Genomic DNA, 26,614 nt, shown 5'->3' with positions numbered 1-26,614 from the left:
GCCGCGGCGCTGGTCCGCCGGGACCGTTCCGCCGCGGCGCGGGCGTCGGACGCGGAGACCGGTCGGCACATCCGGCCGGTCTCCGCGTCCAGCCGCCGCAGGACCTCCGTGGCGATCCGCCGCATCCACGCCGCGTCGGGTCCGGCGTCGTGGATGATCAGCCCGCCCTCCGGCCGCGGCGGGATGCCGCGTACGGCCTCCGCGTCCACGGGTTCGTCGGCGGGCCGGACCCACAGTCCGCTCTGCACCACCTCCAGGACCGTGCCCTGCGAGTACCGGTACAGGCCGGGACCGATGGGTTCCAGTCCGTCCAGCGGCGCGCGGTGGGCAAGCAGGACCGGGGGTTCAACCGGATCGTCTGCGTTCAGCCGGGGACGGTGGCCCAACTCCTGGGCGAAGGGCCGCCAGCCGGGGGAGGCCCCGTCGACGGGCACCCGGACATCGTGCCCCTCGGTGCCGGGCGCACCCGCGCCGGGCAGACCGGTGAACATCGCCACCGGATAGTCCAGCAGCTCGGCGAGCGCCTGCCCGGCGGTCTCACCGGCGGGCACGGCCAGTTGCCCGAAGGGCACGAAGCGGACCATGGCCCGGCTGGGGGCGGGCAGCGCGTCCCAGAACCGGGTGACGTCACCCAGCGGCAACCCCGGCATGCCGGGGTTGCCGAGGACCACCATGAGTAGGCCGGGCCGGCCGGAGTGGACCCCGGCGGCGAGCTGGCGGCGCTGGGCGGCCAATGCGCCTGCCTCCACGAGGGTGTGCCGGAGCCACACCCCGCCGGGCACCGGCTCCGCCGTGCCGGTGTCGCTGGTGGCCCAGGGCAGGTCGGCGGCCGACGTCTCCCAGGCGGGGCGGGGGAAGTGGCGGGAGTCCGCACGGGGGTCACGCCCCGGGCGCAACACGTACCAGCCGGTACCCCGGTCGGGGGGTACGAAGAGGCCGCCTCCGGCTGCGGGGAGGACCGCGGCGTCGGGCGCGACCACGGTGCGGCCCAGCCGGTCGGCGAGCCACTGGGAGACCCGCATGGTGTCCTCGGGCGAGCCGCGTCCGACGACGAGCCGGAGCCCGCCGCCGCTGTCGTCGGCGAGCAGGCCGGCCACCGCCTCCCACTCCGCACGGGGCGCGGCGGCGTGCAGGTCGACCACCACCAGGGTGTGTTCGCGGTCGGCGGCCAGGCCCGAGGCGAACTGCCGCGACCGGGGGTCGAGCCGTCCGGTGGGGTGGACGAGCAGCGCACTGCCGGCCCGCACGCTGTCCATGGACCCCGTGCCGGTCCAAGTCCGGGGTTTCCGAGGCGCGAACCGCATCGTCACCGCCCCCCGCCGGAGGCACCCTGGGCGGAGGTCCCCTGGGCCGGGGGCCCGGCGGGGACGCCCGCGGTACCGGTGGCGGTGAGGGTGTCCAGGACCGGTCCGCCCGGCAGCAGGGCGAGCACGTCCCGCGGGAGGTGCCGCACGGTGGCGTCGTCGTAGCCGAGGGCGGAGACGGCCTTGTCGTCGGCGATCCGGTAGCGCACCCCCTGATCGGTGATCAGATACAGCTCGCCTTCGCCGCTGTCCGACGCCTGCGGGAGCGGCGCCGCCAGCATGCCGCTGCCGCCGGGCACCGTGACGGCCGTCGTCGTGGCGTCCGTGGCCGTGGCGTCCCGCGCGGTGCCGGTGACCACGGTGGAGCTGACCGCGGTGCCGGAGGCCCGCTGCCGCAGGCACAGTGGCCGGCTGCCGGGGTCGTAAGCGGTGCCGGAGGCCATCAGGTCGGGCAGCCGGTCCAGCAGCGAGCGGTCCTTGGACGCCGGTGCGGCCGACACCTCGGCGGCGTCCAGTTCCCGGGGGGCCCCGCCGCCGGGTCTGGCGGCCAGCAGCGCGGCCTCGGTGACGCTGATCGGCGCCAGGCCGTCGGCGCGCAACAGATAGGTCTGTTCCACCCCGCCCGCGCTGGAGCGGAAGAGGTCGCCGATCCGGCCGACCCCGCCACCCACCGACGGAGCGGCCCCGCCGGTGCCCGTGACACGGGCGGCGGACAGCGTGCCGCCGGTGGGGAGCTGGGCGAGCCACTGCGCGCTCACGGTGACGGCGGGGCGCACATCCAGCCCGAGGGCGACGACGACGGACCGGTCCGACACCGGGTAGCCGGTGTTGTGCCACAGCACGTACCGCTTGCCACCGGGCGCGGCCAGCAGTACCCGGGTGTTCGCGGGCAGCGCGGTTCCCGGGGCGCCGGGGCCGAGGGTCAGCGCTCCGGCCGTGCCGGGCGTCGCGCACCAGGTCCAGTGGCCGGGCAGCAGGTCATCGGCCCGGGGCAGCGAGTCGGGGGCTCCGGTGATGCCCACCGGGGCGCCGTGGGGCACCCCGGCGAGCGAGTTGCGCGAGACGCTCACCACCTTCGCGTGGCCCTTGAGGGCGAGCAGCACGGAGGCGTAGTTCGCGGTGGGCCGCAGCCTGCCGCCCATGAAGAGGTACCTGGTGCCGGTCTCCTCCTCGACGACGATCGAATCGGCCTTGCGCCAGGCGGAATTGCCGCCGGGCGAGATCAGCCCGAACACGGCGGCGCCGCCGCACAGCAGGCCGCCGATGACGACGCCGAAGACGACGCCCAGAGAGGCCCGTTGCATCGGTGCCTCACCCGTGCCGGGGTCCCCGCCCACGAGGGCGGCGGACAGCCGGCCGGTGGCGAACCGGTAGGCGTGCAGGTGGTCGCGTTTGGTCTGCACGATGCCCTCAGCCGGCCAGTGAGCGGAAGTAGGCGTACGCGCCGAGGAGTTGGAGCACCATCGGGACCAGCGCCAGAGCCGTCAGCGTCTCCAGGACATCGGCGCCGTGTCCCCAGACGGGAAGCATCCGTCGCTCAGGCATCCGCCGGGCGGCGACGGCCAGCAGCCCGGAGGCGGCCAGTAGTACGACGGCGGAGGCGGCCCGGGCCGGCGGCTCGCCGCCCGACGCGGCTGTGAGCAGCGCCAGGCAGGGCCCGAGCGCCCCGCCGACCGCCAGTGCGGTTCGCTGCCGGACTCCGTTCATGCTGCGGGCCCGCAGCAGCAGACCAGCCCCCAGGACACAGGGCAGCAGCCAGGACAGCCATCCGCTCTGCCGTACGAGCAGTCCGCAGGCGACGGCACCCAGCACGGCGGTGGCGGTGGTGAACACCGTCAGGATGTCGTCGGCGGACCGCACCCGGCGGGCGAGGCGTCCGCCTGGCTCGGGGTCGATGTCCTGGCCGAGTTCGTCCGCGTTGCGGGGCAGGTACGGGACGCGCAGCCGGGCCAGCCGCAGCGCGACCCGCTGGGCGACCGGGCCGAGGGCGAAGGCGGCGACCGCGAGCGTCGCCACGGACTCGGCCGCGTTCCAGCCCAGTACGGCGCAGAGCACCGCACCGGCCTCGGCGGCGAGTGCCAGGGCGAGCAGGGTGCCGAAGAGCGCGACCGGCAGCCCGGCCGCGACGAGAAGCAGCCCGGACATCACCGCGGCGCCGGCCGCCGCGGCCAACACCCCGTCGCGGTCCGGGGAGAGCAGCCCCAGTACGCCGGTGGCGCGCGGGGCGGCGGACAGGGCCGGGCCGGTCAGGGTGGCGAACACCAGACTGCCGAGCCCGGCGGCGACGGCGGTGGCACGGTCCGGGGAAGCGCCGCGGCCCGCGACCACAGCCCCGACGGCGAGGAGCAGTGCGGCCGCCGCGCAGCCCAGGGCGCCGGTGGCACCCGGCCCGGCTGAGGTCACGGCCCCCGCGAACACCGCGAGCACCAGACAGGCCAGGCCGAGCAGGAGACGCCGGGTGTGCTCGGGGAGCCAGCGGCCGGGCCGGGAGGCCAGGGTCTGGGCCACCCCGTCGGGCACGTCGTCGAAATCGGGCTCCGGCACCGGGTCCTCGGCGGGACGCAGGTGGAGGACGTCGCCGTGGCGCAGTCCCAGGGTCTCCGGGGTCCCCTCGGGGGCGAGCGGGGCCTCGCCCAGGCGCTGCAGGACCCAGTGGCCGCCCTCCTGGTCCGGGGACGCCGCGAGATGGCGCAACAGGACCGGCAGCAGAGCGGTCACCGTGGCGGTGACCGGCACCGCCAGGTCCGCCCTGCGGTCTCTGCCGACGACGGTGATCCGGCACAGGCCGGCACCCTCGGAGCCCGGGACGGCGCTCCGGCCGCGCCGGGCCGGTTCGGTACGGGAGGGGGGCAGGGGAGGTGCGGTGGTCAAGGGGTTCCTCGGAGGTGCCGTGGTGCACGGCGTTCGGGGACGGCGGGGGCGTGGGTGGCGGAGGCCGGGACGGCAAGGGCGGGGACAGCAGAGGCGATGACGGTGGTGGCGCGGACGGCGAACGTGTGGCCCCCGAGGCGGACAGGTGGCGGCCCCGGACTGCGGGTACGCGGTGTCACCGGCCCTCCACCAGTCCGGTCTGGACGAGCTTGATACCGCGCCGGGTGGCGAGTTGGGCGCGGCCGGCCGGCAGCGTCCGGGGTTTGGCCTCGCCGATGAAGCGACCCTCCTCCTTGGGGTAGGAGAGCAGCAGCGCCGGGTTGCCCAGCTCCCAGATGCGCCGCAGCAGCGGATCCATCATGGAGCGCATCGCGCCGGAGGTACTCCGGGCGACGACGACGTGCATGGCGACATGGGCGCCCTGCGCGAGCAGCGGCACCAGCGGCGCGAGCGGGCCGGCCATCCCGGGGGAGGCCGCGAGCAGGTCGTAGTCGTCGACGAGGATGAACAGCCGCGGTCCCTGCCACCAGTCCCGCCCGGCGAGCTGCTCCGGGGTGACCTCGGCGCCGGGGAGCCGCTTGCCCATCGAGACGGCGGTGCTGGTGGCGAGGTCGCTCAGCGCGTCCCCGCCGACCGCGTAGCCGACGCGGTACTCCGGCGGCACCGACGAGGCAAGGGCCCGGCCGGGGTCGCCGAGAATGATCCGCGCCTGGTCGGGACGGTACCGGGTGGTGATGGCACGGGCCACGAGCCGCAGCGCGTTGGTCTTGCCGGTCTCGCCGTCGCCGAAGACCAACAGATGCGGGGTGACGCGGAAGTCGTGCCAGACCGTGCCGAGCCGCTCCTCGTCCAGGCCCAGGCACATCCGCAGGTCGCCGTCGGGCACTGGCAGCCGCTCGGCGGGCAGCCGGGTCGGCAGCAGCCGTACGCCCGGTGCGGGCGGGCCGGTCCAGAAGGCGGCCGACTCGGCCGCCGCCGCCCGGGTCGCCTCGGCCAGGTCCACCGCGTCGGACGAACTGTCCAGGCGGGGGAGTGCGCCCAGGAAGTGGTGGCCGGACGAGGTGATGCCGCGGCCCGGCTGGGACGGAACCCCGGCGGCGATCCGCGACTTGACCTCGGACTCCATCGAGTCGCCCAGCCGCAGCTCCAGTTTGGTGCCCAGCAGGTCGCGCTGGCGCGGCCGGATCTCCGACCAGCGCACCGCGGACGCCACCAGGTGGATGCCGAACGACAGTCCGCGGGCCGCCAGGTCGTTGACCCGGGTCTCCAGCTCCTCGAAGTCCTGCCGCAGCGTTCCCCAGTTGTCCACGATGAGGAACACGTCGCCGAACGGGTCCTCGACCTCGCCGCGGGCCCGCAGCGCCCGGTACGCCGACATCGACTCCACACCGAGGTCGGTGAACCGCTGCTCCCGCTGTTCGAGCAGCTGGGTCAGCTGGGCCACGGTCCGGATCACCCGGTCGCGGTCCAGACGTCCGGCCACCGAGCCGACGTGCGGCAGCCCGGAGACCGACGCCAGACCGCCGCCGCCGAAGTCCAGGCAGTAGAACTGCACTTCGCGCGGGGTGTGGGTGAGCGACAGCGAGAGCATCAGGGTGCGCAGCAGGGTGGACTTGCCGCTCTGCGGGGCGCCGACCACACCGAGATGTCCGTCGGCGCCGGACAGGTCGGCCACCAGCATCTCGCGGAGCTGCTCGAAGGGGCGGTCCACCATGCCCAGCGGGATCCGCAGCCGGCCCAGACCGGGGTGGTCGGCGGCGCTCATACCGCGTACCGGGTCGGGAACGATGCCGGGCAGCAGCTGGTCGAGGCTGGGGGCGACGTCCAGCGGCGGCAGCCACACCTGCCTGGCCGGCGGCCCGGCCCCGGCCAGCCGGTCGATCAGCGCCTCCAGCAGACTCTCCGAACTGTCGGGCTCCGGCCGGTCGTCGGGACGACCGGGCAGCGCGCTGTCCAGCCCTGGTCCTGCCGGATCCGGCGCGGCCGAACCGGGGGCCTGCCCGAGGACGAAGGGGGCGACCTCACCGGCCACCCTGATCCGCTCGGCATGCTCGTCGGGCGGTGCCGCACCGGCCGGGACGGCACCCGAGACGTAGGCCGACTTGAACCGGACGAGCGTGGTGGTGTCGACCTTGAGGTAGCCGTGGCCGGGGCTGGACGGCAGCTCGTAGGCGTGGGACACCCCGATCACACTGCGCGACTCCATGGAGGAGAAGGTGCGCAGCGCGATCCGGTACGACAGATGGCCCTCGACCCGGTGGATGCGGCTCTCGTCGAGCCGCTGGGAGGCGAGCAGGAGATGGACGCCCAGGCTTCGGCCGAGCCGTCCGATCGAGACGAACAGGTCGACGAACTCCGGCTTGTTGGCAAGGAGTTCGGAGAATTCGTCGACCACGAGGAGCAGCGAGGGCAGCGGGGCCAGCCGGATGCCGGAGGCTCTGGCCTTCTCGTAGTCCAGCAGGGAGGCGTACCCGCTCTCGCGGAGGAGTTCCTGACGGCGGATCATCTCGCCGTTGAGGGAGTCCCGCATCCGGTCGACCAGTGGCAGTTCGTCGGCCAGGTTGGTGATCACCGCGGAGGTGTGCGGCAGCCGGTCCATGCCGATGAAGGTCGCGCCGCCCTTGAAGTCGACCAGGACCAGGTTGAGGACCTCCGACGAGTGGGTGGCGGCGAGCGCGGCCACCAGGGTCCGCAGCAGCTCGCTCTTGCCGGATCCGGTGGCGCCGATCAGCAGCCCGTGCGGGCCCATGCCGCCCTGCGCCGACTCCTTGAGGTCGAGTTCGACGATCTCACCGTCCTCGGTGACACCGACCGGCACCCGCAGCCGGGCCTCCAGGGCGGCCCTGGGGCGCCACTTGGCGGCCACGTCGAAGGTCCGCACGTCCCGCAGACCGAGCAGCGCGGTCAGGTCGAAGTCCGACTCCAGCGGCTTGTCGACGAGGTCCACGGTCCCGCTGGTGCGCAGCGGCGCCAGCAGCCGCGCCAGATCCTCGGCGGCGGCCTTGCCCAGCCCGTCGGCGCGCGCGGTGCCGGTGGTCTCGCCCGATGGGAAGGTGACGTCGCCTTCGCCGAGCGTCAGCCGCAGCGTCCTGGGGCCGCCGGGCAGGGCGTCGGTCAGGTCGAGCAGCACCGTCCCGCGCAGCCCTGGGCCGAGCAGCCGGCTGGACTCCGGCAGCCGTACCCGGTGGGCCACCACCACGGTGAACGGCTCGGTCGGGCCGGGCACGGACGCCGGGTCGTGGTCGGGGCGGTCGGTGAGCCCCGGGCCCAGGAGCTCCATCAGGTCGTCGTGATCGCAGGCCGCCAGCCGCAGCGGACCCGAGGCGTCCTCCTGGCTCGGATGCGCGTTGTGCGGAAGCCACTTGAGCCAGTCCCACTCGGTGAGCCCCGCCTCGTCGGTGAGCAGCGCGATCCGCAGGTCGTCGGGGGAGTGGAGCACCGCAAGCTGCCCGAGCATCGACCGCGCCAGCCGCAGCGACTGCTCCGGATCACCGGTCAGCTCCACACTGCTGAACCGCCGCAGCCCGACCGGCAGCGGCATGCCCGTCACGTTCTGCACGGCCCGCGAGAAGCGCCGCAACGAGATCGCCGACAGCGGCTCCAGGTCCTCGATCGGTTTCGTCTTCGGGGGCAGGAACTCCAGGGCCGAGGCCCGCGAACCCAGACCGATCCGGATCCGCGCGAAGTCGTCGTGCCCCGGGCGGCGTTCCCAGACACGAGGCCCGCCCGCCAGTGACCACAGGCGCCCCGGGGACGGGTTGTCCCACAGCGCGGCGGTCCGCTGCGCGTCGGCGGCGGTCCGTGCCCTGCGCCGCAACTGGGCCAGATAGCGCAGGTAGTCGCGTCGCTCGGCCTGCATCTGCCGCTTGCGGTCCGAACCCGACCGGCCCAGCTGGCCCAGGCTCATCCCGACCATGGAGATGCCCATCATGCCGGACATGAGATAGGTCGTCGGTGAGCCGTCGCGCAGCGAGAACATCATGACCATGGCCATGGTGCCCAGGGCCATCGGCAGATAGACCAGGACGGAGGAGAAGTCGGCGGTGGCCGGTTCGGCCAGTACCGGCGGTTCTGCCAGTTCGACCTGTTCGGACGGTTCCTCGGGCCCGTGGACGCGCGGTGCGCGCTTCACGATGACAGTGCTCATTTAAAGGTGTTCTCCACGGTAACGGCGCCCGTGCGCCGCGCTGACGATAGAAGCCGCAGGTCCCGGACCCGGGCCGAGGACCCGGACGTTGCCCTCGAGGACCACCGGCCGTTCCCTCCGGGGGAAGCGGGGCACCGCCCGGCGGCGGGCGGTCGGCGCGCCATGGCTGTCCGGTGGTTCACAGGGCTCCGCTGCGCAGCGCGTGGGCCACGGCCTGGGTGCGGTTGCGCAGACCGAGCCGGGTCATCATGCCGCTGATGATGTTCTTGATGGTGCGCTCCGAGTAGCTCAGATGCTCGGCTATCTCGGTGGTGTCCATGCCTTCGGCGAGCAGCCGCAGGACGGCCACCTCACGGGTCTCCAGGCCCGACGCGGTCATCCCCAGCGGTGCGAGCACATCGCGCTGGATCGACTGGAGCCGGTCCACCAGCCACCCCTGGAGCGGCGGCGGCAGATACGCGCCGCCGGTCCCGACCTCGCGCACCGCCTCCACCACCGAGTTGAACCCGGAGACCTGACGGGACATCACACCTCGCAGACCGCACTGGAAGGCCCGCATCACATGCTGGTCGCGCAGCCGCTCGGTGACCAGCACGATGCCCATCCCGGGATTCGACGAGCGGTCCGCGACCGTCTCCATCACCTGCATCGTGTTCTCGGTGACCTCGTTCGCCAGCATCAGGATCACGTCGGCGCCCGGCCGTTCGTCGGCCGACAGCAGCTTCAGCCCGGTGTAGGTGCGCAGGCACGCGATCGTCCCCTCTCCGGTGATCGGGTCATTGGCGATCACCGAGACGGCCACGGTTCCCGCCACGGCCCGCCGGCCTCCGGCGCTCGCCGCCGGACGCGTCTCGATGTCGCCCACGGTGTAGTGCTGCATGTCGCTTTCACTCCAGGGAGGGATCGGTGCCGGTGACGTCCCGGGACCGGCGGAGGCCACCGCCGGTCCCGGGACACCACCTCCCCTACGGGCCCGGTTCCGGTGGCCGCCGGCCGGGAGCGCGGACCCGGCTCCGGCGCCTCCGGTTCCGGCGAGAGTGGCGCGCCGGTCCGCCGGATCCCCCACGGGGGAGGCCGACGGGCGCGACGGAATCCACTGCCGGGGCGCCCCGGGGTGTGGCTCGGTGATGTTCGCGGTGGACAAGCGTGTGCTCCTCTTCACGCCGTCGACACAGCGATGCCCGGATCCTCCGACGCCGGGCTTGGCGCCTGCTTAACGTCGGCTTGGCGCCACGCTCTCCGCTGCCCCGGCCGCCGCCGGACCAGGCGTTACACGGTCACCGGCGGTGCACCGGACGACCGGTGACGCGAAGCGGGTATGCGGCCGATCGTAGGTCGCGCGTACCCGTGCCGGGGCCGACGCGAGCCGATCGTGCAGTGATCGGGAGCCGACCGGGCAACCCCGGGACGGGCTGTCGGCGGGCCGTCCCGGGCCATGGTTCGGTGTGGCTGCCGACCGCCCGTCGGCCTCCGTACTCCTGCCCGATGAGGTATCCATGGCCAGCACCAACCGGCGTCGTCACATGTTCACCGCCGCTTTCACCGCCGTCACCGCCGCTGCGGCGTGTCTCGTCCTCGGAACACCGGCCCAGGCCGCGACGCCGTACCGGTTCACCCTCTGCTCGGACGGCTACTACACGTCCTACGCGGTGTTCACCGCGTCGCACTCCTCGACCACGCTGGTCGACCCCGGCACCTGCACCACGGTCGGTGTCGCCGGCCAGAGCAAGGACGTCGTCGAGCTGTACCAGAGCAACGGCCGCTACATCGGCTTCTTCAGCTTCAACGACGCCGTCGGCACCGGGGTCTCCACCACCGGGACGGCCTCCGCCGCGGGCTTCTACCTCTGGTGACCCCGGCGGGGCCCGCCCGGAGCACCGCTTGGCATCTTCTTGGCGTGCACGGCTGCCTGCCGTGGGCCTGACATCCGTGATCGCACTGAGCGTTCAGGTCCTGGGGTCCACTCACTCAGATCAAGGCGGATTCCCGGTCGACCTCGGTGCCCCTCGTCAACGCGCTGTTGTGGCACTGCTCCTGGCGGGCTGACGAGGCGGGGCCGTACGGCCGGTTTCTCCACGACGCGCTGGGACCGCCGCGCTGCCGCCGGGCTCGTCCCGCTGCTGCTTCCGCCGCGCGACCAGCCGGGCGGCGCAGCCACGACGGTGTTCGCCACCTTGCCGCTCACCCACTCACTGGGCGAGGTGTACCGACTGCTCGGTGACGAGTCCGAGACGCGCGGGCAGTTCGCGCATGCCGAGGCCGTCGCCCGGCAGCGGGACTCGGGACACCTGGCTGCCGCCGCCCGCGCGGCTGCCGCTATCCGTTCACAGGCCGCGCCGCCGCCTCGTGGGCGAGGGCCCTGAAACCGTCCCACCGCACCACCGGGCGGGCCAGACCGCGCCGTTCCAGATAACTGTCGGTGGCTCTGCGGGCGTTGCGCAGGGTACGGAACATGTCGGCAGCCCGGCCCGCGCCCGTCGGCTCGATCACCTTCTCCGGGACCACCCACCAGCGGGCGCCGTCAGTGCGAAGCTCGCCCCGTACGAGCGCGTTGTGCAGGTTCGTGAGGCGGTCGTCGTGCCGGTGCACCAGCAGACTGGCCGGACCCGGCACCATCTCGTGGTCGGGGTCCGGTTCGACGGCGAAGCCGTCTTCGGTCGGCTCGGTCCGCGTACGCACCAGTACGGGTGCGCCGGAGGCGTCCCGGGCGCCCAGCACCGCGCTGGGGAAGCGGGCAAGCAGACCGGCGCCCAGTGGCCGCGGCCCGGCCGGGACCGGGGCGGTGGCTGCGAACGGGGCCAGCGGGGGCCGGGTGGTCACCCGCGTCGGGGTCACCGTGATGTGCAGTCGCAGGTAGTACCAGCCCATGAGCCACCGGCCGGGCGGGACAACGTACTTGCGGCTGTCGGGCTGCCGCTCGAACAGGGTGGTCCAGTAGTCCTCCGCGCCCTCGGGGCCCGTCACGATGTCGTCCGGACACACCGCCGTACCGGTGACGAACAGTTGGGGCGCGTCGGTCAGCCCGCTGCCCGTCGGGTCGGAGAACAGCAGTGCCACCCTGCCGTCCCTGCGCACGTTGAGAGCTTTCTGCGCGAAAGCCAGTGACGTCGTCACCAGCAAGGTGCCGTCCTTGCGACGGCGGGCGGCGGTCGGCCACGTCAGAGGGGTGCCGTCACGCCCCAGGGTCACGAATTCGCAGGTGCGGTACGCGTCCATCGTGTCGGTGAGGGCCGGGTCGAGAATGGTCATGCGCAGAAACCTAGGCGGTGCTGCGGCCCTGTCCGGGCCTCTATGCCGAACAAGGCCTTTGGGGCACAGACCTGGAGTCTTCCAGGCAGAAACCGGAGTGCCGGCGCGGCTCCAGCCCTCAGCGGCCGGCGGCGGCCTCGCGTGCGGCGGCAGCCAGGTGCTCCGAACCCCACTGCCGGGCGACAACCTCGGCATGGGCGAACTGCACGTCCGCCTCGGGCTCGTCACCGAGGAGCCGGTGGAGGCCGCCCAGGAAATGGGCGACGGGGCGGCAGGCGAAGGAGGTGCTGGCGGCGCCGGCGAGCTGGTCACGTACGGGGCTCAACAGTGGGATCAACGCCCGCGCGGCAGCCCGGTCGCCGAGCCGGAGGGCCAGTTCCGAGCGGATCGCCAGGGCGATGCCGAACAGGTAGCCGGGCACCGGCGGCGGAGTGCGCACACCGGGGGTGGACATCGCGTGGAGCATCCGCAGCAGCGGATCGGTCTCCTGGGAGACTCGGTGCCCAACGCGATCCTGGCTGAGCCGGATGGTGATCAGACCCAGGGCGTGTACGAAGTCCCCCTGCGCGGATCCGTTGTGCCGCAGCCGGTCCCGTACATCGGTGTAGAGCGCTTCGCTCTCGTCGAAGCGGCCCTCCACATGGGCGAGCATCGCCATGGTGGAGAGGCTGACCGCCTCCGCCTCCACCAGCCGGTACCGCTGGGCGAGAGCCAGGCCTTCCTCGGCGTGCCTCCGTACTGCCCCGGCATCGTTGCGGGCGCCGGCGGCCATGCCGCCGATGTGCTCGCGGACCCAGCGGTTCGCGGGCAGGTCGTGCGCGTATCCGAGCGCCCGTACCTCGGCGGCCAGCAGTTCCCGTCGGTCAGTCGGCGCCCCGTGCGGCATCGCCGCCGTCGCGGTCAGGGCGCAGGCGAGCAGCAGGGGATCGCCGATCGCACGGGCGACGGTCAGCTGTCGCCGGGCCGCCCGGGACGCCGCCGCGCCATCCGCGGACGCCGACGCCCGCCGGGCGAGGACGGCGGGGTCCAGGTCCGCGCGCGCGGTCAGCCGGTCGACGAACGTGTCGACGGCGGCCGGAGTGACCAGACCGTGCGGGCCGCTGAGCGAGTGTGGCGGGCCGTTCCACGCACCGTCCGCCGCGCTCACGAGGTCGTCGGATCCGACGACCTCGGCCGTCTCGATGGCGCGTTGGAGGGTGGACCGCGCGGACACGATCGCCCCGGCCCGGATCTGTGCCCGCAGCAACCGCCCGAGCAGAAAGACCAGTTGCCCGGGGCGCTCCTCCCGCGCGGAAGGTATCAACGCGAAGCACTCGATGGCCTGGTCGAGCAGTTCCACCGCTGTGTCGTGGGCGTAGCGCCGCTCGGCCAGTTCGGCCGCGCGCAGCGAGTAGTCGGCGGCGAGCGACGCCGTCTGCGCGGTGCCCGACCGCGCGAAGTGGTGCGCCAGCGCCGCCGCGTCGTCAGGACGCAACCGCCGCAGGACCTCCGCCAGCCGGGTGTGCAGGCGTGCGCGGCGCACCCCCACCAGATCGGTGTACAGGGTGTCGCGGACCAGCGTGTGCGCGAACCTGACCCGGCCCGGTGCCGGCTCGGTCAGCAACCCCGCCATGACGCCGGCCTCCAGCCCGTCGAGAACCTCGTGCTCGGATACGTCGGCGGCCTCGGCGAGCACGCTCACCTCGGTCTCCTGCCCGGCCACCGAGGCGAGTTGGAGCACGGCGAGCGCACCGGTCGGAAGCTGTCGCAGCCGTCGGCGCAACACATCCCGTATGCCCTGCGGCACCTCGGAGATGGCCACCAGGACGCCCTCGGCGGCGAGCAGGCGGGCGCTCTCCCTTACGTAGAAGGGGTTGCCGCCGGTCCGCTCGGTCAGCGCGGTCACGGTGGCGGCCCCGACCGGTGTGCCGCAGACCGAGGTGACCAGGGTGCCCACGTCGTGCGCCGGCAGCCCGCCGAGCACCAGCCGGTGCGGCGAACGGCGGGCGAGCTCGGCGAGGGTGTTGGTCAGCCGGTCACCGGCGTCGGTCGGTCGGTACGCGGTGATCACCAGCACCGGCGCCCCCGCGAGGTCGGCGCTCCGCTCCAGCAGGGCCAGCGTCTCCCCGTCCGCGCGGTGCAGGTCGTCGATGATCACGGCCAGCGGTGCCCCGCCGGCGGCGGTCCGCAGCCAGGCGCTGAACGCCTGGTGCAGCCTGAACCGGCCGGAGCCCGCCCGGCCGTCGCGCACCGCGTCCCGGCCCGGCCCGTCCGCCGTCGGGTCAGCCGATTCCGAAGAAGCCTCCTGCTCGTACAACAAGGCTCCCAGCGCTTCGGGATCGGCAGGGGGTGTCCGTCTGGCGAGGGCGCCCAGCGCCTCCGCCCACGCCCACGCGGGCGGTGCGCCGTCGGACTCGGGGCAGCGCCCGACCACCACCGTCCAGCCCTCGTCCAGCAGCCTCCCGCGGAACCGGGCGAGCAGCGCGGACTTGCCGGCTCCCGCCTCACCGGTGACCAGTACTACGCCGCCGCCCGTACGGGCGGCTCGCGCGGCGTCGTCCAGCGCCCGCAGATCGTCGTCGCGTCCCACGAACAGCTCGTCCGCAGCCGGGGCGAGGGCCGCGGGCCCGGGTTCCGGTACGACGGCATGCAGTACCTCCGTCCGCCCGGTCCGAAGCGCCGTCTCCACCTCGGTCAGGGCGTCCCCGGGGCCCAGCCCGAGTTCATCGGCGATGAGCGTGCCCGCCCGGTGCAGCTCGGCCAGCGCCTCCGCCTGCCGTCCGGAGGCCCACAACGCGAGGGCGAGCAGCCGCCAGCCCTCCTCCCGCAGCGGATGATCCCGGACGAGCGACTCGGCCCCGGGTACGGCCTCGGCGATCCGCCCGGCCCTGAGGGCCGCAACGGTCGCGAATTCCCTTGCCACCGTGCGCAGTTCGCTCAGCCGGGCCACCTCGGCGCCGGCCCACTCCTCGCCGGCCCACTCCCCGTACGCGGGTCCGCGCCACCAGCCCAGGGCTTCCTCCAGCAGGGGAAGGGCCTCGGCGGGCGACACCGTACGCGCCCGCCGCACAGCCGCCTCGAAGCGCCAGGCGTCGACCGCGTCCTCCGGCAACCGCAGCGCGTACCCGGGCGGGGTGCTGACCAGTACCCCGGCCGGACCGCGCGGAGGACGGCCGGGCTCCAGGACGCGGCGCAGATTCGACACATGGACGTGCAGCGAGGCGGTCGCCTTGTGCGGAGGCCGACCGCGCCACAGCCGATCGGTCAGCCGGTCGACCGGCACAACGCCGCCACGGCTCGTCAGCAGCAGTGCGAGGAGCGCACGCTGCCGAGGACTCCCGAGGTGGACGGGCGCACCGTCGATGTCCGCACCGATCGGCCCCAGGACCCGAACACAGAGCATGACGTGCAAATCTACAGCGACCCGGACCCGGGCTCTGCCGACCCGTGGCGCCTTGAATGCTGCCGCGTTCTGATGCTGCCCACCGCTGGAAGCGGGCAAAGGCGTCCGGCAGATCCAGTCCGCCCCGGAGAAGTGAGGCCGGGGCTGCCCGCGCAGGGGGCACCCTGACATCAGTCAACGCCGGGCCGGCGCAGGGGGCCCCGCTTCCTGCGGGGAGATGCAGGTGCAAGGCCTGTCCGGCGCTCGATACACGGGGCCCGTCCGTACACCGGACGGGCCCCGTTCGTTGTCGGGCGGCAGAACCTGGGCGGCTGCGATTTCACTGTTCCGGCGTGCGCCGGGCCGACGGGTGTGGCACCGTTACGGTCAGTCCGGCCCGCCGTTTTCCCCCGAAGCGGCGGGCCGTTCGCGTCCTCCGGGCGCGGAGACGCGGCCCGCGCTCGAGGATGAGCCCGCAAGTCGACAACGAACCTGGGGCCCTGGGGCCAGGCAGAGAAGCGGTCTCAGGTGTAGTCGTAGACGGTGACGGCGATGTCGCGGGCACTCAGGGTTGTACTGATGATCGGCTCGACGCGTTCCCACTTGCCGCCGGCGAGGCCGCAGCCGATGCGAGGCATGTGAACGGAGGCCTTGTTGGCAAGCGCGTGCTCAGCGACAGCGAGCAGGCAGTGTTCGACGGCGTCGTATCGGATGGGCGGACCGCCGCTTCCCACTTTCATCCCACGCTGCCCGACCATGTTCGCGACCCAGATGTCGGATCGGACGCGGACCATCTGTACAGCTCCGAGGGCGAAGCCGTTACCTGCGCGCTCGCGGTGCCAGCGGCGGTACTCCCGCTCCGGTTCGGGCCAGTGACGTGAGATCGCCAGGACGAATCCCTTGCCCCATCCACCGAGGTCGTTGCAGATGTGGGCGATGACCTTCGGACCCTTCGCCTGGGGGTTGGTCGCGTCGCCCGAGACGATCTTCAACGGCTTCACGGAGTCATGATCGCCTTCTCCATGACGAGAGGCCAATGCTTTTCCTCGTGCCGCTCTCATCGTGAGCCGCGTTCCTGGTGCTCAACGGGCAGCCCCGGAATCGACCGGGCCGAGTGCGCGTGACGTATGACAGTGCGAAGCGGCCCAGGTCGCGCTCGGCCTTCGCCCGATAGCACGCGGCCATCTCGTGCAGTTCGGCGGGGATCTGGCCGGTGTCGCCGACGGCGGTAGGCAGAAATGATCCGGGCGGAGAGCAGAGTCATGAGGGACCGCACGCACAGACCACCGCGCGATCGACACGGAATTCCTTGCGCGGTCTGCGGGCAGTGCCGCTCCCGCTAGTGCTTTCTGCCCGCTCGGTACTTGGCGTTGGGGATGACCACACCGGTGAGCAGACGGTCAGGGCCGACCTGCCAGGACCGGATGACTGCCTCCGGGGGAGCGTGGTCGCCTCTGACCCGCCTCCCGTCGATCTCGTGGACCCAGTCCTCGCCGGGCTTGCCGTGCAGGGCGGTCTTGACCAGCTCGTCAGGCACGTCGATGCCCGCCCGGTCGGCCGCCTCCATCGCGGCGATTCGCCACTGGAGCGCGTCCGCCATCTCCTCCCAGCCCAGGTCTGTCGCTATGGTGAGCGATCGTCGGCAGCAGTCAGCAGCCTCGGCGAACCGGTCCTGGGCGCGCAGGACGAACGACATGCCGGACAGGGTGCGCATCTCGCCCGGCAGGTCGTCGAGTCGCCGGTAGGCGTCAAGGGCCTCGGTCAGGCAGGCGGCGGCCTCCTGCAGCCGGCCCGCCGACCGGTAGATGTCCCCGGCGCGCACGAGGACGGCGGCATGATCGGCCAGCTGCGCCGGACCTGCCGCGGCGTGCCGCCCGCTGCCCTCGATCAACTTCTCGATCTCTCTTACTTCCTTGCGCAGCTTCCTGTGCATTCGTCCTCCGCGTCGGTCTACGGCACTCACGGTCCTCGGTGCACATACGATGCCCAGTCCACCGGGTGGGCCCGCCCGCGCAGTTCGTCGAGCGCGTCGTGCAGTGCGCGCGCCGCGCTGTCGGCGTCCAGTTCGCCGCTGCGGGACAGCCGGGAGTAGACCGCCTCGGCCATCTGTGCGGCGTGCCGGTCCTCGATGTGCCACTGGGTCGCGACCACGTGCCGGTAGCCGACGAGTTGCAGGACCGCCGACAGGTGAAGCGCTTCATCGGAGAGCCGGCCGCTGCCCAACGTCGTCAGGCAGGCGGACAGGTACGCCAACTGCGCCCCCTCCAGGTGCAGGTCGGCGAGATCGAGGACGGTCAGCGGTCCGTCCGACAGCACGATCCCGGTGTGCATGGGCCGCTCGGGATCAGGCTGCGTGTGCCCGGCCAGGTGCAGCCACGAGTGCTCGGTCAGCGCTCGCATCACCGCGGCGCGGGTAGCCTGTGGCCCGGTCCGGATGGTCAGCCGCTCGGGCGGCACCACGGCGGTGAGTCCGGCGATCTCCTGGCGCACCTCGGGCAGCGTGGGCTGCCGCCCGTCTCCCTCGGCCACCCCGACGGCCAGTACGCGGGCGGGTGCCCTGTCCCGATCGCGGCGGGCCCGCAGCAGCGCGCGGAGACCGGAGGCATACGAGGGCACGACCCGCCCGGGCACCGACCGGGTCCGATCCGCGCCAGGGCCGTAGTGGCCGGCCGCGTGCAGCGGCAGGAACGTCAGCGGTCCCGTCGGGCACCACCACAGGCGCGGCAGCGGTTCCCCCGGCGTGCCGGTGAACCCGAGTGCGTCGAGCACGGGCTCGGTGACCGTGTCCCACAGCCAGGCCAGCATGTCCACCAGTTCCTCGCGGAAGCGCTCGCGCACGAGGAAGTCCTCAGGGCCCCTGAACTGGGCGGCGTAGGACAGGGATTCCAGATAGGTGTTGCATCGCTCCACTGCGGAATCCTCGCTCAGCCCGAGCAGGGGCACCACGGTCACCCGCCCGTCCGTCACCACCAGCGCGTCGCAGCGGTCCTCGGCGACGTTGAGCCACACGACGGGTCCCTCGTCCGCGGCGCGGCACAGCTGTTCGACGGGGACGGGGGCCAGGAAGTCCGTCCATCCCGGGAGGCCGCGCACCTCCTGCAGCGTCGCGTCCCAGAGCCTGCTCAGCCGAGTCCGCTCCGCGTCGTCCGCGGTGGCGCCGTCCAGCCCCTGGCGCGCTTTGTGCAACCGGTCCACCAACTCAGGCTCGGTCACGGCCAGCTCCGACAGGTCGGTTCGCAGACGCAGGCTCTGGCCCCAGAGCACCGACGTGCCCTGTTCGAGCATTTCGACCGCGTGTTCCGGTCTGCCCAGGCGTACGGCGACGGCCGCCGTCGTGCGCGCCACGTCGCGCACGCCGTCCAGTGCCGATTCGCGGCTGGCCCGGTCCAGGCCGTGCCAGGCGATGACCGGGAGCAAATCCACCGCGGCGTGCAACGCGGCCAGGGCCGCGTCGGCATCGCCCCGGCGTTCGGCTGCCTCCGCCCGGACGAGTGCCGTCGTCAGCCGCAGCTTCGGCGCCGCTGTTGTCAAGGAGACGATGGCGCTGAGCACTTCGAGTGCCTCGGCCAGGTCGGCGTCAGCGCCGTCGCGGTCGTGCCTGCTCAGCAGGACGGTGCTGAGGTTGGCCAGATGCCGTCCTTTCGCCGGATCGTGAGGCGGGGTGAGGTCGACCGCACGGCGCACCAGGGGGATCGCCTCGTCCAGATCGGCGTCGTTCCCGGCGTGCGTGAACCGGTCGTGCAGGGCGGACGCGAGGTTGGACAGCAGGACGGATCTGGCCAGCGGATCGTTCGGGTCGTGCTCGACGGCCTGCCTGTAAAGCCGGATGGCTCTGTCGAGATCGCCCCGGTCGCCGGATCGTCCGAAGCGTGCGCGCAGGAGGATGCCGAGGTTCGACCGAACGGTCGCGTATCCGGAGTGGCCGGGGTCCAGGTGCTCGACGGCTACTTCGGCGGTGTGGATGGCCAGGTCGAGGTCGGTGCCCTCGTCGGTCCGGAGGAAGTGCAGGCGCAGGGCCATGGCGAGGTTCGCCATCCGGCCCGCCCAGTCCGGATCGTGGGTGGCGGTCTTGTTGACCGCCTGCCTGCTTGCCTTCAGTACGTCGTCCAGGTCGGTGATCGCGCCTGCCCGGTCGTACCGAGTGATCAGTAACCCACTCAACTCGTCGAGCAGGCCCGGCAGTTCCGCGCCGGTCGGACGTGCGCTGATCAGCAGGCGGGTGAGTGCGATCGCCTCGTCCAGGTCCTCGGGCGTGCCGTGCTGCCGGTGGCGGAACGACCGCCACTGCCGCAGCGTGCCGGTGACTTCGGCCCAGTACGGGTGGTCGGCGGGGAGAGCCTGCTGGGCCCGTTGGCCGGCGGCTATGGCCTCGTCCAGGTCCACGGGCCGCCCGGCGAGTTCGAATCGCGTGACCAGAGCCTCGGCGAGGCGCATCACCTCGGCGGGGTCGGCGGCCGGGCCCGCGCTCAGTGCTCGCTGCCGCGCCACGACCTCGTCGAGTCGGGCCGGATCCATCACCGGACGCGATGCCGGAGACGACCGGCGCGCCTCAACTCCCGCGCGTGGCCGTCCAGTCAGTCGTGCCACCCAGTCGCGCACACCGACCATATTGCCATCACCGGTTACTACACTGGTGAAGTTCCACGCAGGTGGGGAGGACGAGGTTGATACCGAGCGAGCCGGCCGCTGCCGAGAGAGCCGATGTGCCCTATCAGGCGACCACGGCCTTCCGGTGGACCGAACGTGCCTTCCACCTGATCGAGTCAGGAGGGATGCAGACCGGCGTGGTCGTCGGCGAGGGGGTGCTGACGGCGACCGTCGGCGGCCCGTGCCCGCGTTGCGGTCACCAGCTCGTCGACCGGCAGGTCGGCCAGGCGGTCACCGCGGTGAGAGGCGGACACAGCGGGGAGCCCTTGCCGCGGACCGTGGTCATCGATGTCAGTTGTGGCTGCGGCGAGCCCCACACGGGCGCCCCCGAGCAGGTCACCGGCTGCGGCGTCGCCTTCCGGGTCCAGCTGGTGCTCGACGCGGGCAATCCGGACGAGGCAGCCCCATGAGCGTGCCGCCGCGCTACCGGGCCCAGCTGCCCGACCGACCGCCCACGCCCTTCGATCTGGCCGAACGGGCCGAGTTCGAGCGGCTCATCGACGACTCGTTGCCTCGTGTGCAGGACAGCGCGGAGAAGTGGCGCAACGGCCTTGCCGCGTTCATCACCCTGGTGACCACCGGGTTCGTGATCAAGGGGCGGGACGTGGTCGGCGACGTGCCCGTCGGCTGGCGGATCGCCATCACGACGCTGGTCGCGCTTGGCCTCGCCTCCAGCGTGATCGGGCTGTGGCAGGCACTCGCCGCCCAGGCCGGCGGTCGCTCGCTGACGCTGACCCTGGCCGATGTCCACGCGCGGTACGGATCGGTCCGGGCTCTCCGGGTCGCCGCCGCCCGCAACGCCGGGGCCAGGCTCGACATTGCCCGCGCCGCCGTGGCCGCGGGTCTGCTGTGCCTGCTGGCAGGCGTCGGCCTGACCTGGTGGGCCCCCGCCCCCAAAGCCGCCGGCCCTCCGCCCGCCTATCTGAAGGTCGAACACGGCTCAACGACAACCTGTGGCGTCCTGAGATCGGCCGACGGCGGGATGTTGCGACTGACCGTGGTGGGAGTGCACAGCGCCACCGTCATCCCCATGGCGCAGGTGGCCAACCTGTCCGTGGTGGCTACCTGCGACTGAACTCTTTCAGTGTGGTCACCGACGAGTCTCCCACCGCGGCGCGGCCAATTCCTTGCGTTCACCGCTGATCAGTGCGACGCACTCATCAGCGTCGGCCTCGGCCTGGCCGACGCGCAGCCGCACCGTCGTCTCCGGCAGGGCGAAGTCCTTGGCGATCTGATCGACCGAGCGGTCACTGGTAGTGGTTCACAGCCTGAGGCTTGACGGTCTCGGAACTCGCGCACGCCGGTGCGGTGAAGGCCAGGACCGAGACGGGCGCCGCGGCCGTCGCCGTGAACCCGGTAGTCGCCTTCCGCGCGGTAGGTCTTTTCATGCCGATGTCTCCTCGTCGTTTGCTCCGAGACCGCGCAGTGACGACATTTCCGCAAGGGTCGGTAGCGGCTTTGGCCTGCTCATCGAGTGCGCGGATTGCGGCGGCAGGGGAGCGCCTTTCGGGCTGTCGAGCCGGGGACTCTTTCCCCGGCGGCCTCGACAGGAACGGGAAACCTGGGCCGAGCCGGACATGTCCAGCCGGCGCATGAAGCTCCGGGCGGACAGGTTGTTCGTGGCCGACAACCCGTCCGCCCAAAGCTTCATCTCCTCCCGTGCACGGCCCTACGCCAACTCGCGTCTTGGTCAGGCGGGTTGGCGGGGACTCAGGGGCTCAAGATCCACATCTGGGCCGCCGGGGGATGGGCGTCGCTGCAGCCCCACTGCATGAGCTGGCTGCCGGCGGCGCCGACCGTGTCGAGGCACAAGCCGGTGCCGGCGTGTTCGAACTTCTGGTAGGTCAACTCACCGACGTCCACGTTGTTTTTGATCCAGTACTCCGACCCCGACGTGTTGCAGGTGTATTGATCGACTGCTTCCCCCGGAGTGCTGGTGCCGTTGTTGACCTCGGCACAGTACCCGCTTGCCTGATTCACAAGGGAGTAGGTTTTCGCTGCGCCGGGCACCGGTATGAACGCCCATTTCTGGGTGGGGGAATTGCTGCAGTCGGCCAGTTGAAGCCGGACGTTGAGCTGCCCGCCCGGCGCGTCGATGCACTGGCCGAAGGCCACGTTCTTGAGTGTGTGAAACGCGCTGGCCTGTGCGAGGGCGGTGAACCGGGTGGAGTGGTCCGCCACGGATCCCGCAGCCGGCGCGGCGGCACTGGCCCCGGCCGTCATGGTGACCATGCTGGCGGCCGTCAGTAACGCCCCTGCCGAGGCAGCCATTTTGTTTCTCATTCTCATTGTTCTGACCTCCGGTTTCTTTCGGTCGGGAAATTTGAACAGCCTGTTTTGGAAGAGCTGTTGGGTAGCGAGGAGCACGCCCTGCGTGTGGATACCGTGTCCCGCCGGACAGGGCGAACTCGGCCCACCCGCCCTGGCGGATCGTGGCAACCGGCCCGCTCGCTTCCGCAGCCCGGACGCGGAGGCGGGCCTGCCAGGGGTGCAGCCGATTCGCTTCGACGGCGCCTCTGTGGGTACCGCGGGCGGGCCCGCCGGCGTCGACGACTGGGCAAGGATCAGTGGTAGAAGTACGGATCCAGGACACTGACCTCGGTGATCCGGTCGACGGGCAGGCCTGTTGTCTGCGCGGCCTGGTGTACGGCTTCCGGAGACGGTCCGTCGTACACGCAGTAGGTCACGCTCTTGTCCCGGCTCACGTACGACTGCACCCAGGTGACCGCCGAGGCGGCGTTGCCCTCGATGACGCTCCTGCAGGCCTTGGCGCCCTCGTCGTCCATCGGGATGTGCAGACCCTCGGTGAAGGTCCGCTGCACGAGATATCGCGGCATGTTGCACGCTCCTTTCCGACAGCCACTGTCCGCCCGGGAGCGGCACTGGGACATCGGGAGCCGTTCCCTATGTTCGCTCGGCGATCTCCCCATGCCTGGCGGCTTCCTGGCGGGTACGCACGCCGAGCTTGGCCAGGATGGAGGAGACGTGATGCCCGGCCGTCTTCTCCGAGATGCGGAGCCGGTCGGCGATCTCGGAGTTCCGCAGCCCGTCCCTGAGCAGGGCGAGGACATCGGCTTCGCGTGCGGTGAGCCCGTTGGGATGGGCCAGAGTGGAACGCCTTGGTGTCCGCATTCCCAGGTCGCGCATCCGCCGGGCCACTTGGTCGGCGGCAGGCCGCGCCCCGAGGCCCTCGAACCCGCGCAGGGCCTCACGCAGGTGGTCCGGGCTCTGCGCGAGCGCCATGGCCGACTCGTACGGGCAACCGACCTCAGACCAGAACCGGGCGGCCTCGACGGGGTTCATCCGATACGGCGGGGCGGCGGCCTGGTGGACTTCCCCCGGCTCCGGTTGCAGCCACTGCCCGAGTTCACCGATCGCCCAGCCGATGCCGAGCCGTACTGCCATCTCGTAGTTCTCGGACAGACCGCTGTCGGGCTGCTGTCCGCTCAGCCACGCGAGCTCGGCGCGTCCCGCGGCGACCGGCCACAGGCGTTGCAGGTCTCCGGTCCCTTCGGCCAGTGACGACGCCTCGTCGAGGATGTCCGCCGCACCGGGCTCTCCCTGCCGGGTCCGCAGCCTCCCCAGCACGGTGAGCGCGACGATCCGGCTCGGTGTGCACTCGGTGGCTCCCACCTGATCCACCATCGCTTCTGCCGCCGACCACTGCCCGCGCTCGAACAGGCACCGGGCCAGCCACGCTGTGGCGTAACTTCGTACGTCGTCCAGGTCGCGGTCGGAGCACCACTTCATGGCCTCGCGCAGCCAGTGTTCCGCGACGTCGTAGCGACGGACCTCGCCTGCTGCGGATCCGAGGTTGACCATCGCGCTTCCGACGGCACTGTCGTCACCGGCGGCGCGGGCCGCCTGAAGACTTCGGAGCATGGTCCGCACGGCCTGGTCCGGCTCGATCGACCACTGTGCGGAGCCGACCGCGTTGAGCGCCCGGGCGAGCAGGGTCTGTTCACCGAACCGCTCGGCGAGCACGGCGGCGTGACTTCCGGTCCGCACCGCCCCGGGGATGTCCCGGGCGAGCATCAGGAGGTACGCCGACCAGGTGTACGCGGCGACCAGTCCGGGGCCCTCCGGCAGCCGCTCGGCAAGGGCGAGTGCCTGCCGCACCATGGCATGCGCCTCGGCGTTCTGGCCCTGGTTCCACAAGTAGTAGGAGCAGTACGCCATCAGAGAGGCCTCACGCTCCTGGTCGCCTTCCTCCCGCCAGCACTCGATCGCCCGACGGGAGGAGAGCACGGCCGCGGCGCTCCGTCCGGCGTGGGCACACGCCTCGCCGTGACGTTCAAGCAGTTCTGCATGCCGGCGTGCACTGATCCCGTCGGCGAACCGCAGCGCCTGGGCATAGTGATCGGCCGCCTGCCGGTGAGCACCGACGGCGGATGCGCGCCTCGCCGCCGCACCCGCGTGTACGAGTACGGCAGCCGCGTCGCCTGCCTCCTCCGCGTGATAGACGAGCCGGGCCGGATCGCTGCCCCACTGCGTCAGATCCGCCAGCGCACGCTCATGCAGCTCGGTCTTGCGTGCCGACGCGATGCCCTCCTCGATTGCCAGTCTGGCCAGCTCGTGGCGGAACAGGATCCGCGTGCCGTCGCGAATCAGCATTCCCGCGTCCACGCAGCCGTCAACGGCCTTCCTGGGCGCCTGGACCAGAGGTGCGGGAGCATAACCGGGGAAGACGGCCACCGAGTCGAGTGCGTCGCGCTCCGCGGGGCGGAGACCGGCAGCCCGGGCCAGCACCGCGTCGCGTACCGTCTCGGGAACCCTGTGGTCGGGATCGGCCAGGACCTCCGTCACGAAGAAGGGGTTGCCGCCGGCCCGAGCGTGCAGTTCCGCGGCATCAGGACCGTCCGTCCCGACCAGCGTCGCGACGGACGCGGCCGAAAGCGGGGACAGCCGAATACGCAGCACACTCCGGTCGGTTGCGAGCGCTCCCAGCACCGCGCGCAACGGGTGATCCGAGCCGACCTCGTCATCCCGATAGGTGATGACGAGCAGGCCACGAGTGGAAGATATCCGGCGGGCGGTGAACATGAGCAGGTCGAGTGTCGCTTCGTCGGCCCAGTGCGCGTCCTCCACCACGGCGACGGCCTCCCGCGCCGTCAACTGATCCAGGAACGCGTTGAACATCGCGTGCCGCGGGCTCTCCGCAGCCATCGCGGCGGCCAGTTCACCTGTCGCCTGGCGCGCGATGTCGTGGAGCGGACCGAGTGGCTGCGGCGTCCGCAGCGCGTCGCACGAACCCCACAGAACCAGCCGGGGCAGGCCGTCGCAGAACGCCCTGACAAGAGCGGTCTTGCCGATACCCGCCTCCCCGGACACCAGAACCACCCGACCGGCTGGGCAGCGTCGCAGCGCATCAAGCCAGGGCTCCCGCTCAAGTAACGGCATATCGTGGATGGTAGTCCCGGGCTCCCACCGCGCCGCCATCAGCTCTGGGGCCGAGAGCGACCGCCTTCCGCACGCCACCGTGTTCGGCCCCGGCTGGTCTCCCCGTCCAGCCACGGTTCCGCCGAAGGGGAGCCGACCGTCATGGTGGATCCAGGCCGAGCGCGCCTCGAGGCGGAGCGGGAACACGTTCCCCGGCCGTTTCCTGTGCTCCCGCCGCTGCCGGCACAACCATCCGGCGGGGCGAGCGGTCTCATGAGTGACCGGACAATTACGGGGGGCGATCATGCAGGACCCACCCAGCACCCCTGTCGACGACGGGGAGCAGTCATGAAGACAGGTATGTACCTCAAGGTCGCGATCATCGCGGCGCTCACGGCAACCACCGTGACCGTCGCCCCAGCCGCAGTCTCAGCGGCGGACCGCGCGGCTCCCGCCGCGTCGGCCCGGGGCCACGCCCCGGCCTGGCGCACCTCTCTGGCGGGGACGCTCACGGACAACTCCGGGCTCTCCGACATCGCATCGGTCGGTCCGCACGCCGCCTGGGCGGTGGGAACCCAGTACGTCGATGGCAGAGGCCAGGGCGTCATCCTGCGCTGGAACGGCAGGACCTGGCAGCAGGAGTCCACCCCCGCCGTGCCGGAGACCGGCACGTGGCACGCCGTGGACGGGGTGTCAGCGCACGACGTCTGGGCGTACGGCTGGGGACAGGAGGGCGAGACCCTGGGTCACTACGACGGCAGGCGGTGGACGCAGGCGCCACTGCCTGAGGAGAAGGGCTACGGCTTCGCGAAGCTCGCGGCCGCCCCGGGCAGGGTCTGGCTGGTGAGCGACACCGCGATCAACTCCTACGCCCACGGCGTCTGGCAGAGGACACCTCTCCCAAGTGGCGTCCACATCAGCGCCATCGAAGCGCGGACCGCCCACGATGCCTGGGCGGTCGGGCAGTTCGGGTATGCCGGTCAGCCGGGCCGATCCGTGCTCCTGCACTGGGACGGCCGTTCGTGGACGGACACCGCGCCGGCCGGCAGCAATCTCGTGGTCGCGTCCGTGTACCAGGAGTCCGCCCGCAGCGTCTGGGTCACCGCTCTCACGCCGTACGTCGAAGACGAACAGCAGCAGACCAAGGTGCTGCACTGGAACGGCCGCACCTGGCGCGACGTCACCGGGCCGGTCGACGGGCTGTGGGCCAGTGCCATCACCGGCGACGGCAAGGGCACCGTGTGGGTCTCGGGCGACCCCTACGGCTACGAGGGCACCGCCCTCTACTGGCGCCTGCGCAACGGCATCTGGACCTCCGTGGAGGGTGACGCCGTCCCCGGCGGCCGAACCCAGGCGTACGACATCGAGGCCCTCGCACCCACCGGTCGCGCCGGACAGTTCTGGTCGGTCGGTACGTATTCACTGATCACCGGAGAGTCCACCTCCGCCCAGTACGAGCTGATCCAGCGTTCGACTCGCTGAACCCGCCACTCACGCAGGGACGAGGGGAGTCGGCGAAGCGACCTGGCAGCGGGGTGACAACTCCTCCTGCGTGTCCGCCTTGACCACGGCCGACTCCTCACCACGGTTGATATCCCCCTCGCCGATGCGGTCGGCCAGGAACTCGTAGGCGGCGGAAAGGAGTTCAGGGGGCCT

Annotated in this window: 17 protein-coding genes and 1 pseudogene; 4 read left to right on the top strand and 14 right to left on the bottom strand. The window is 72.1% G+C overall.

Features of this window, described 5'->3' with window-relative positions:
* The 5 genes and pseudogenes from G3I56_RS41055 to G3I56_RS41035 form a co-directional block, all read right to left on the bottom strand.
* A pseudogene (locus G3I56_RS41055) lies at nucleotides 1-1,256 on the bottom strand (hypothetical protein); the annotation flags it as partial.
* A 50-nt stretch (nucleotides 1,257-1,306) separates the two neighbouring features.
* Nucleotides 1,307-2,707, bottom strand: a complete 1,401-nt coding sequence (gene eccB / locus G3I56_RS41050) for a type VII secretion protein EccB (RefSeq protein WP_164418376.1) — start codon at nucleotides 2,705-2,707, stop codon at nucleotides 1,307-1,309.
* A 7-nt stretch (nucleotides 2,708-2,714) separates the two neighbouring features.
* A complete protein-coding gene (gene eccD / locus G3I56_RS41045; RefSeq protein ID WP_239135421.1) occupies nucleotides 2,715-4,175 on the bottom strand; it encodes a type VII secretion integral membrane protein EccD in 1,461 nt (486 codons plus the stop codon).
* 175 nt (nucleotides 4,176-4,350) lie between these two features.
* Nucleotides 4,351-8,322 (bottom strand): type VII secretion protein EccCa, encoded by a 3,972-nt coding sequence (gene eccCa, locus G3I56_RS41040; protein ID WP_164418374.1) that lies wholly within the window; start codon nucleotides 8,320-8,322, stop codon nucleotides 4,351-4,353.
* 178 nt (nucleotides 8,323-8,500) lie between these two features.
* Complete coding sequence (locus G3I56_RS41035; protein WP_164418372.1) at nucleotides 8,501-9,202, bottom strand: response regulator transcription factor; 702 nt, start codon at nucleotides 9,200-9,202, stop codon at nucleotides 8,501-8,503.
* 616 nt (nucleotides 9,203-9,818) lie between these two features.
* On the opposite strand from G3I56_RS41035, the gene G3I56_RS41030 reads away from it, so the two are divergent.
* On the top strand, nucleotides 9,819-10,175 hold the full coding sequence (locus G3I56_RS41030; protein ID WP_164418370.1) for a hypothetical protein: 357 nt from the start codon (nucleotides 9,819-9,821) through the stop codon (nucleotides 10,173-10,175).
* 463 nt (nucleotides 10,176-10,638) lie between these two features.
* Here G3I56_RS41030 and G3I56_RS41025 read toward each other — a convergent pair whose 3' ends face one another.
* From G3I56_RS41025 to G3I56_RS41005, 5 genes are all read right to left on the bottom strand, one after another.
* Nucleotides 10,639-11,571, bottom strand: a complete 933-nt coding sequence (locus G3I56_RS41025) for a pyridoxamine 5'-phosphate oxidase family protein (RefSeq protein ID WP_164418369.1) — start codon at nucleotides 11,569-11,571, stop codon at nucleotides 10,639-10,641.
* 118 nt (nucleotides 11,572-11,689) lie between these two features.
* Nucleotides 11,690-14,953, bottom strand: coding sequence for a BTAD domain-containing putative transcriptional regulator (locus G3I56_RS41020; protein ID WP_164418367.1), 3,264 nt, complete (start codon nucleotides 14,951-14,953; stop codon nucleotides 11,690-11,692).
* A gap of 503 nt (nucleotides 14,954-15,456) precedes the next feature.
* On the bottom strand, nucleotides 15,457-15,933 hold the full coding sequence (locus G3I56_RS41015) for a macro domain-containing protein (protein WP_164418365.1): 477 nt from the start codon (nucleotides 15,931-15,933) through the stop codon (nucleotides 15,457-15,459).
* A gap of 338 nt (nucleotides 15,934-16,271) precedes the next feature.
* On the bottom strand, nucleotides 16,272-16,865 hold the full coding sequence (locus G3I56_RS41010; RefSeq protein WP_164418363.1) for a tetratricopeptide repeat protein: 594 nt from the start codon (nucleotides 16,863-16,865) through the stop codon (nucleotides 16,272-16,274).
* A gap of 26 nt (nucleotides 16,866-16,891) precedes the next feature.
* Nucleotides 16,892-19,447, bottom strand: a complete 2,556-nt coding sequence (locus G3I56_RS41005) for a CHAT domain-containing tetratricopeptide repeat protein (protein ID WP_164418361.1) — start codon at nucleotides 19,445-19,447, stop codon at nucleotides 16,892-16,894.
* Nucleotides 19,448-19,635: 188 nt separating this feature from the next.
* Between G3I56_RS41005 and G3I56_RS41000 the strand changes: the two genes are divergently transcribed.
* Both G3I56_RS41000 and G3I56_RS40995 read left to right on the top strand, forming a co-directional pair.
* Nucleotides 19,636-19,989 carry a hypothetical protein gene (locus G3I56_RS41000; RefSeq protein WP_164418359.1) on the top strand — a complete coding sequence of 118 codons (354 nt, stop codon included), beginning with the start codon at nucleotides 19,636-19,638 and terminating at the stop codon, nucleotides 19,987-19,989.
* Nucleotides 19,986-20,654 (top strand): hypothetical protein, encoded by a 669-nt coding sequence (locus tag G3I56_RS40995; protein ID WP_164418349.1) that lies wholly within the window; start codon nucleotides 19,986-19,988, stop codon nucleotides 20,652-20,654. Before G3I56_RS41000 ends, G3I56_RS40995 begins: the two co-directional genes overlap by 4 nt.
* A 172-nt stretch (nucleotides 20,655-20,826) precedes the next feature.
* Here G3I56_RS40995 and G3I56_RS40990 read toward each other — a convergent pair whose 3' ends face one another.
* The 4 genes from G3I56_RS40990 to G3I56_RS40975 all read right to left on the bottom strand — a co-directional run bounded on the left by G3I56_RS40990 (nucleotide 20,827) and on the right by G3I56_RS40975 (nucleotide 24,979).
* The gene (locus tag G3I56_RS40990; protein ID WP_164418347.1) at nucleotides 20,827-20,967 is read right to left on the bottom strand and encodes a hypothetical protein; all 141 of its coding nucleotides are present in this window, start codon (nucleotides 20,965-20,967) and stop codon (nucleotides 20,827-20,829) included.
* 322 nt (nucleotides 20,968-21,289) lie between these two features.
* Nucleotides 21,290-21,850 (bottom strand): RICIN domain-containing protein, encoded by a 561-nt coding sequence (locus tag G3I56_RS40985; RefSeq protein WP_164418345.1) that lies wholly within the window; start codon nucleotides 21,848-21,850, stop codon nucleotides 21,290-21,292.
* A gap of 293 nt (nucleotides 21,851-22,143) precedes the next feature.
* Nucleotides 22,144-22,416, bottom strand: coding sequence for a DUF4242 domain-containing protein (locus G3I56_RS40980; protein WP_164418343.1), 273 nt, complete (start codon nucleotides 22,414-22,416; stop codon nucleotides 22,144-22,146).
* A 67-nt stretch (nucleotides 22,417-22,483) separates the two neighbouring features.
* Nucleotides 22,484-24,979, bottom strand: coding sequence for a LuxR family transcriptional regulator (locus G3I56_RS40975; RefSeq protein WP_164418341.1), 2,496 nt, complete (start codon nucleotides 24,977-24,979; stop codon nucleotides 22,484-22,486).
* 327 nt (nucleotides 24,980-25,306) lie between these two features.
* Between G3I56_RS40975 and G3I56_RS40970 the strand changes: the two genes are divergently transcribed.
* Nucleotides 25,307-26,440 (top strand): hypothetical protein, encoded by a 1,134-nt coding sequence (locus tag G3I56_RS40970; RefSeq protein ID WP_164418339.1) that lies wholly within the window; start codon nucleotides 25,307-25,309, stop codon nucleotides 26,438-26,440.
* Nucleotides 26,441-26,614 lie beyond the last annotated feature (174 nt).

It is taken from the genome of Streptomyces sp. SID12488 (genome assembly GCF_010548275.1).
GTDB lineage: Bacteria > Actinomycetota > Actinomycetes > Streptomycetales > Streptomycetaceae > Streptomyces.
The sequence above is the reverse complement of the archived record's forward strand: the minus strand, read 5'-3'. Positions and strand labels throughout refer to the sequence as shown.

Coding starts and splice junctions, on each gene's coding strand:
- eccCa (WP_164418374.1), bottom strand. CDS start 8,322: ATGAGCACTGTCATCGTGAAGCGCGCACCGCGCGTCCACGGGCCCGAG.
- G3I56_RS41035 (WP_164418372.1), bottom strand. CDS start 9,202: ATGCAGCACTACACCGTGGGCGACATCGAGACGCGTCCGGCGGCGAGC.
- G3I56_RS41030 (WP_164418370.1), top strand. CDS start 9,819: ATGGCCAGCACCAACCGGCGTCGTCACATGTTCACCGCCGCTTTCACC.
- G3I56_RS41025 (WP_164418369.1), bottom strand. CDS start 11,571: ATGACCATTCTCGACCCGGCCCTCACCGACACGATGGACGCGTACCGC.
- G3I56_RS41020 (WP_164418367.1), bottom strand. CDS start 14,953: ATGCTCTGTGTTCGGGTCCTGGGGCCGATCGGTGCGGACATCGACGGT.
- G3I56_RS41010 (WP_164418363.1), bottom strand. CDS start 16,865: ATGCACAGGAAGCTGCGCAAGGAAGTAAGAGAGATCGAGAAGTTGATC.
- G3I56_RS41005 (WP_164418361.1), bottom strand. CDS start 19,447: ATGGATCCGGCCCGACTCGACGAGGTCGTGGCGCGGCAGCGAGCACTG.
- G3I56_RS40995 (WP_164418349.1), top strand. CDS start 19,986: ATGAGCGTGCCGCCGCGCTACCGGGCCCAGCTGCCCGACCGACCGCCC.
- G3I56_RS40990 (WP_164418347.1), bottom strand. CDS start 20,967: ATGAAAAGACCTACCGCGCGGAAGGCGACTACCGGGTTCACGGCGACG.
- G3I56_RS40985 (WP_164418345.1), bottom strand. CDS start 21,850: ATGGCTGCCTCGGCAGGGGCGTTACTGACGGCCGCCAGCATGGTCACC.
- G3I56_RS40980 (WP_164418343.1), bottom strand. CDS start 22,416: ATGCCGCGATATCTCGTGCAGCGGACCTTCACCGAGGGTCTGCACATC.
- G3I56_RS40975 (WP_164418341.1), bottom strand. CDS start 24,979: ATGCCGTTACTTGAGCGGGAGCCCTGGCTTGATGCGCTGCGACGCTGC.
- G3I56_RS40970 (WP_164418339.1), top strand. CDS start 25,307: ATGAAGACAGGTATGTACCTCAAGGTCGCGATCATCGCGGCGCTCACG.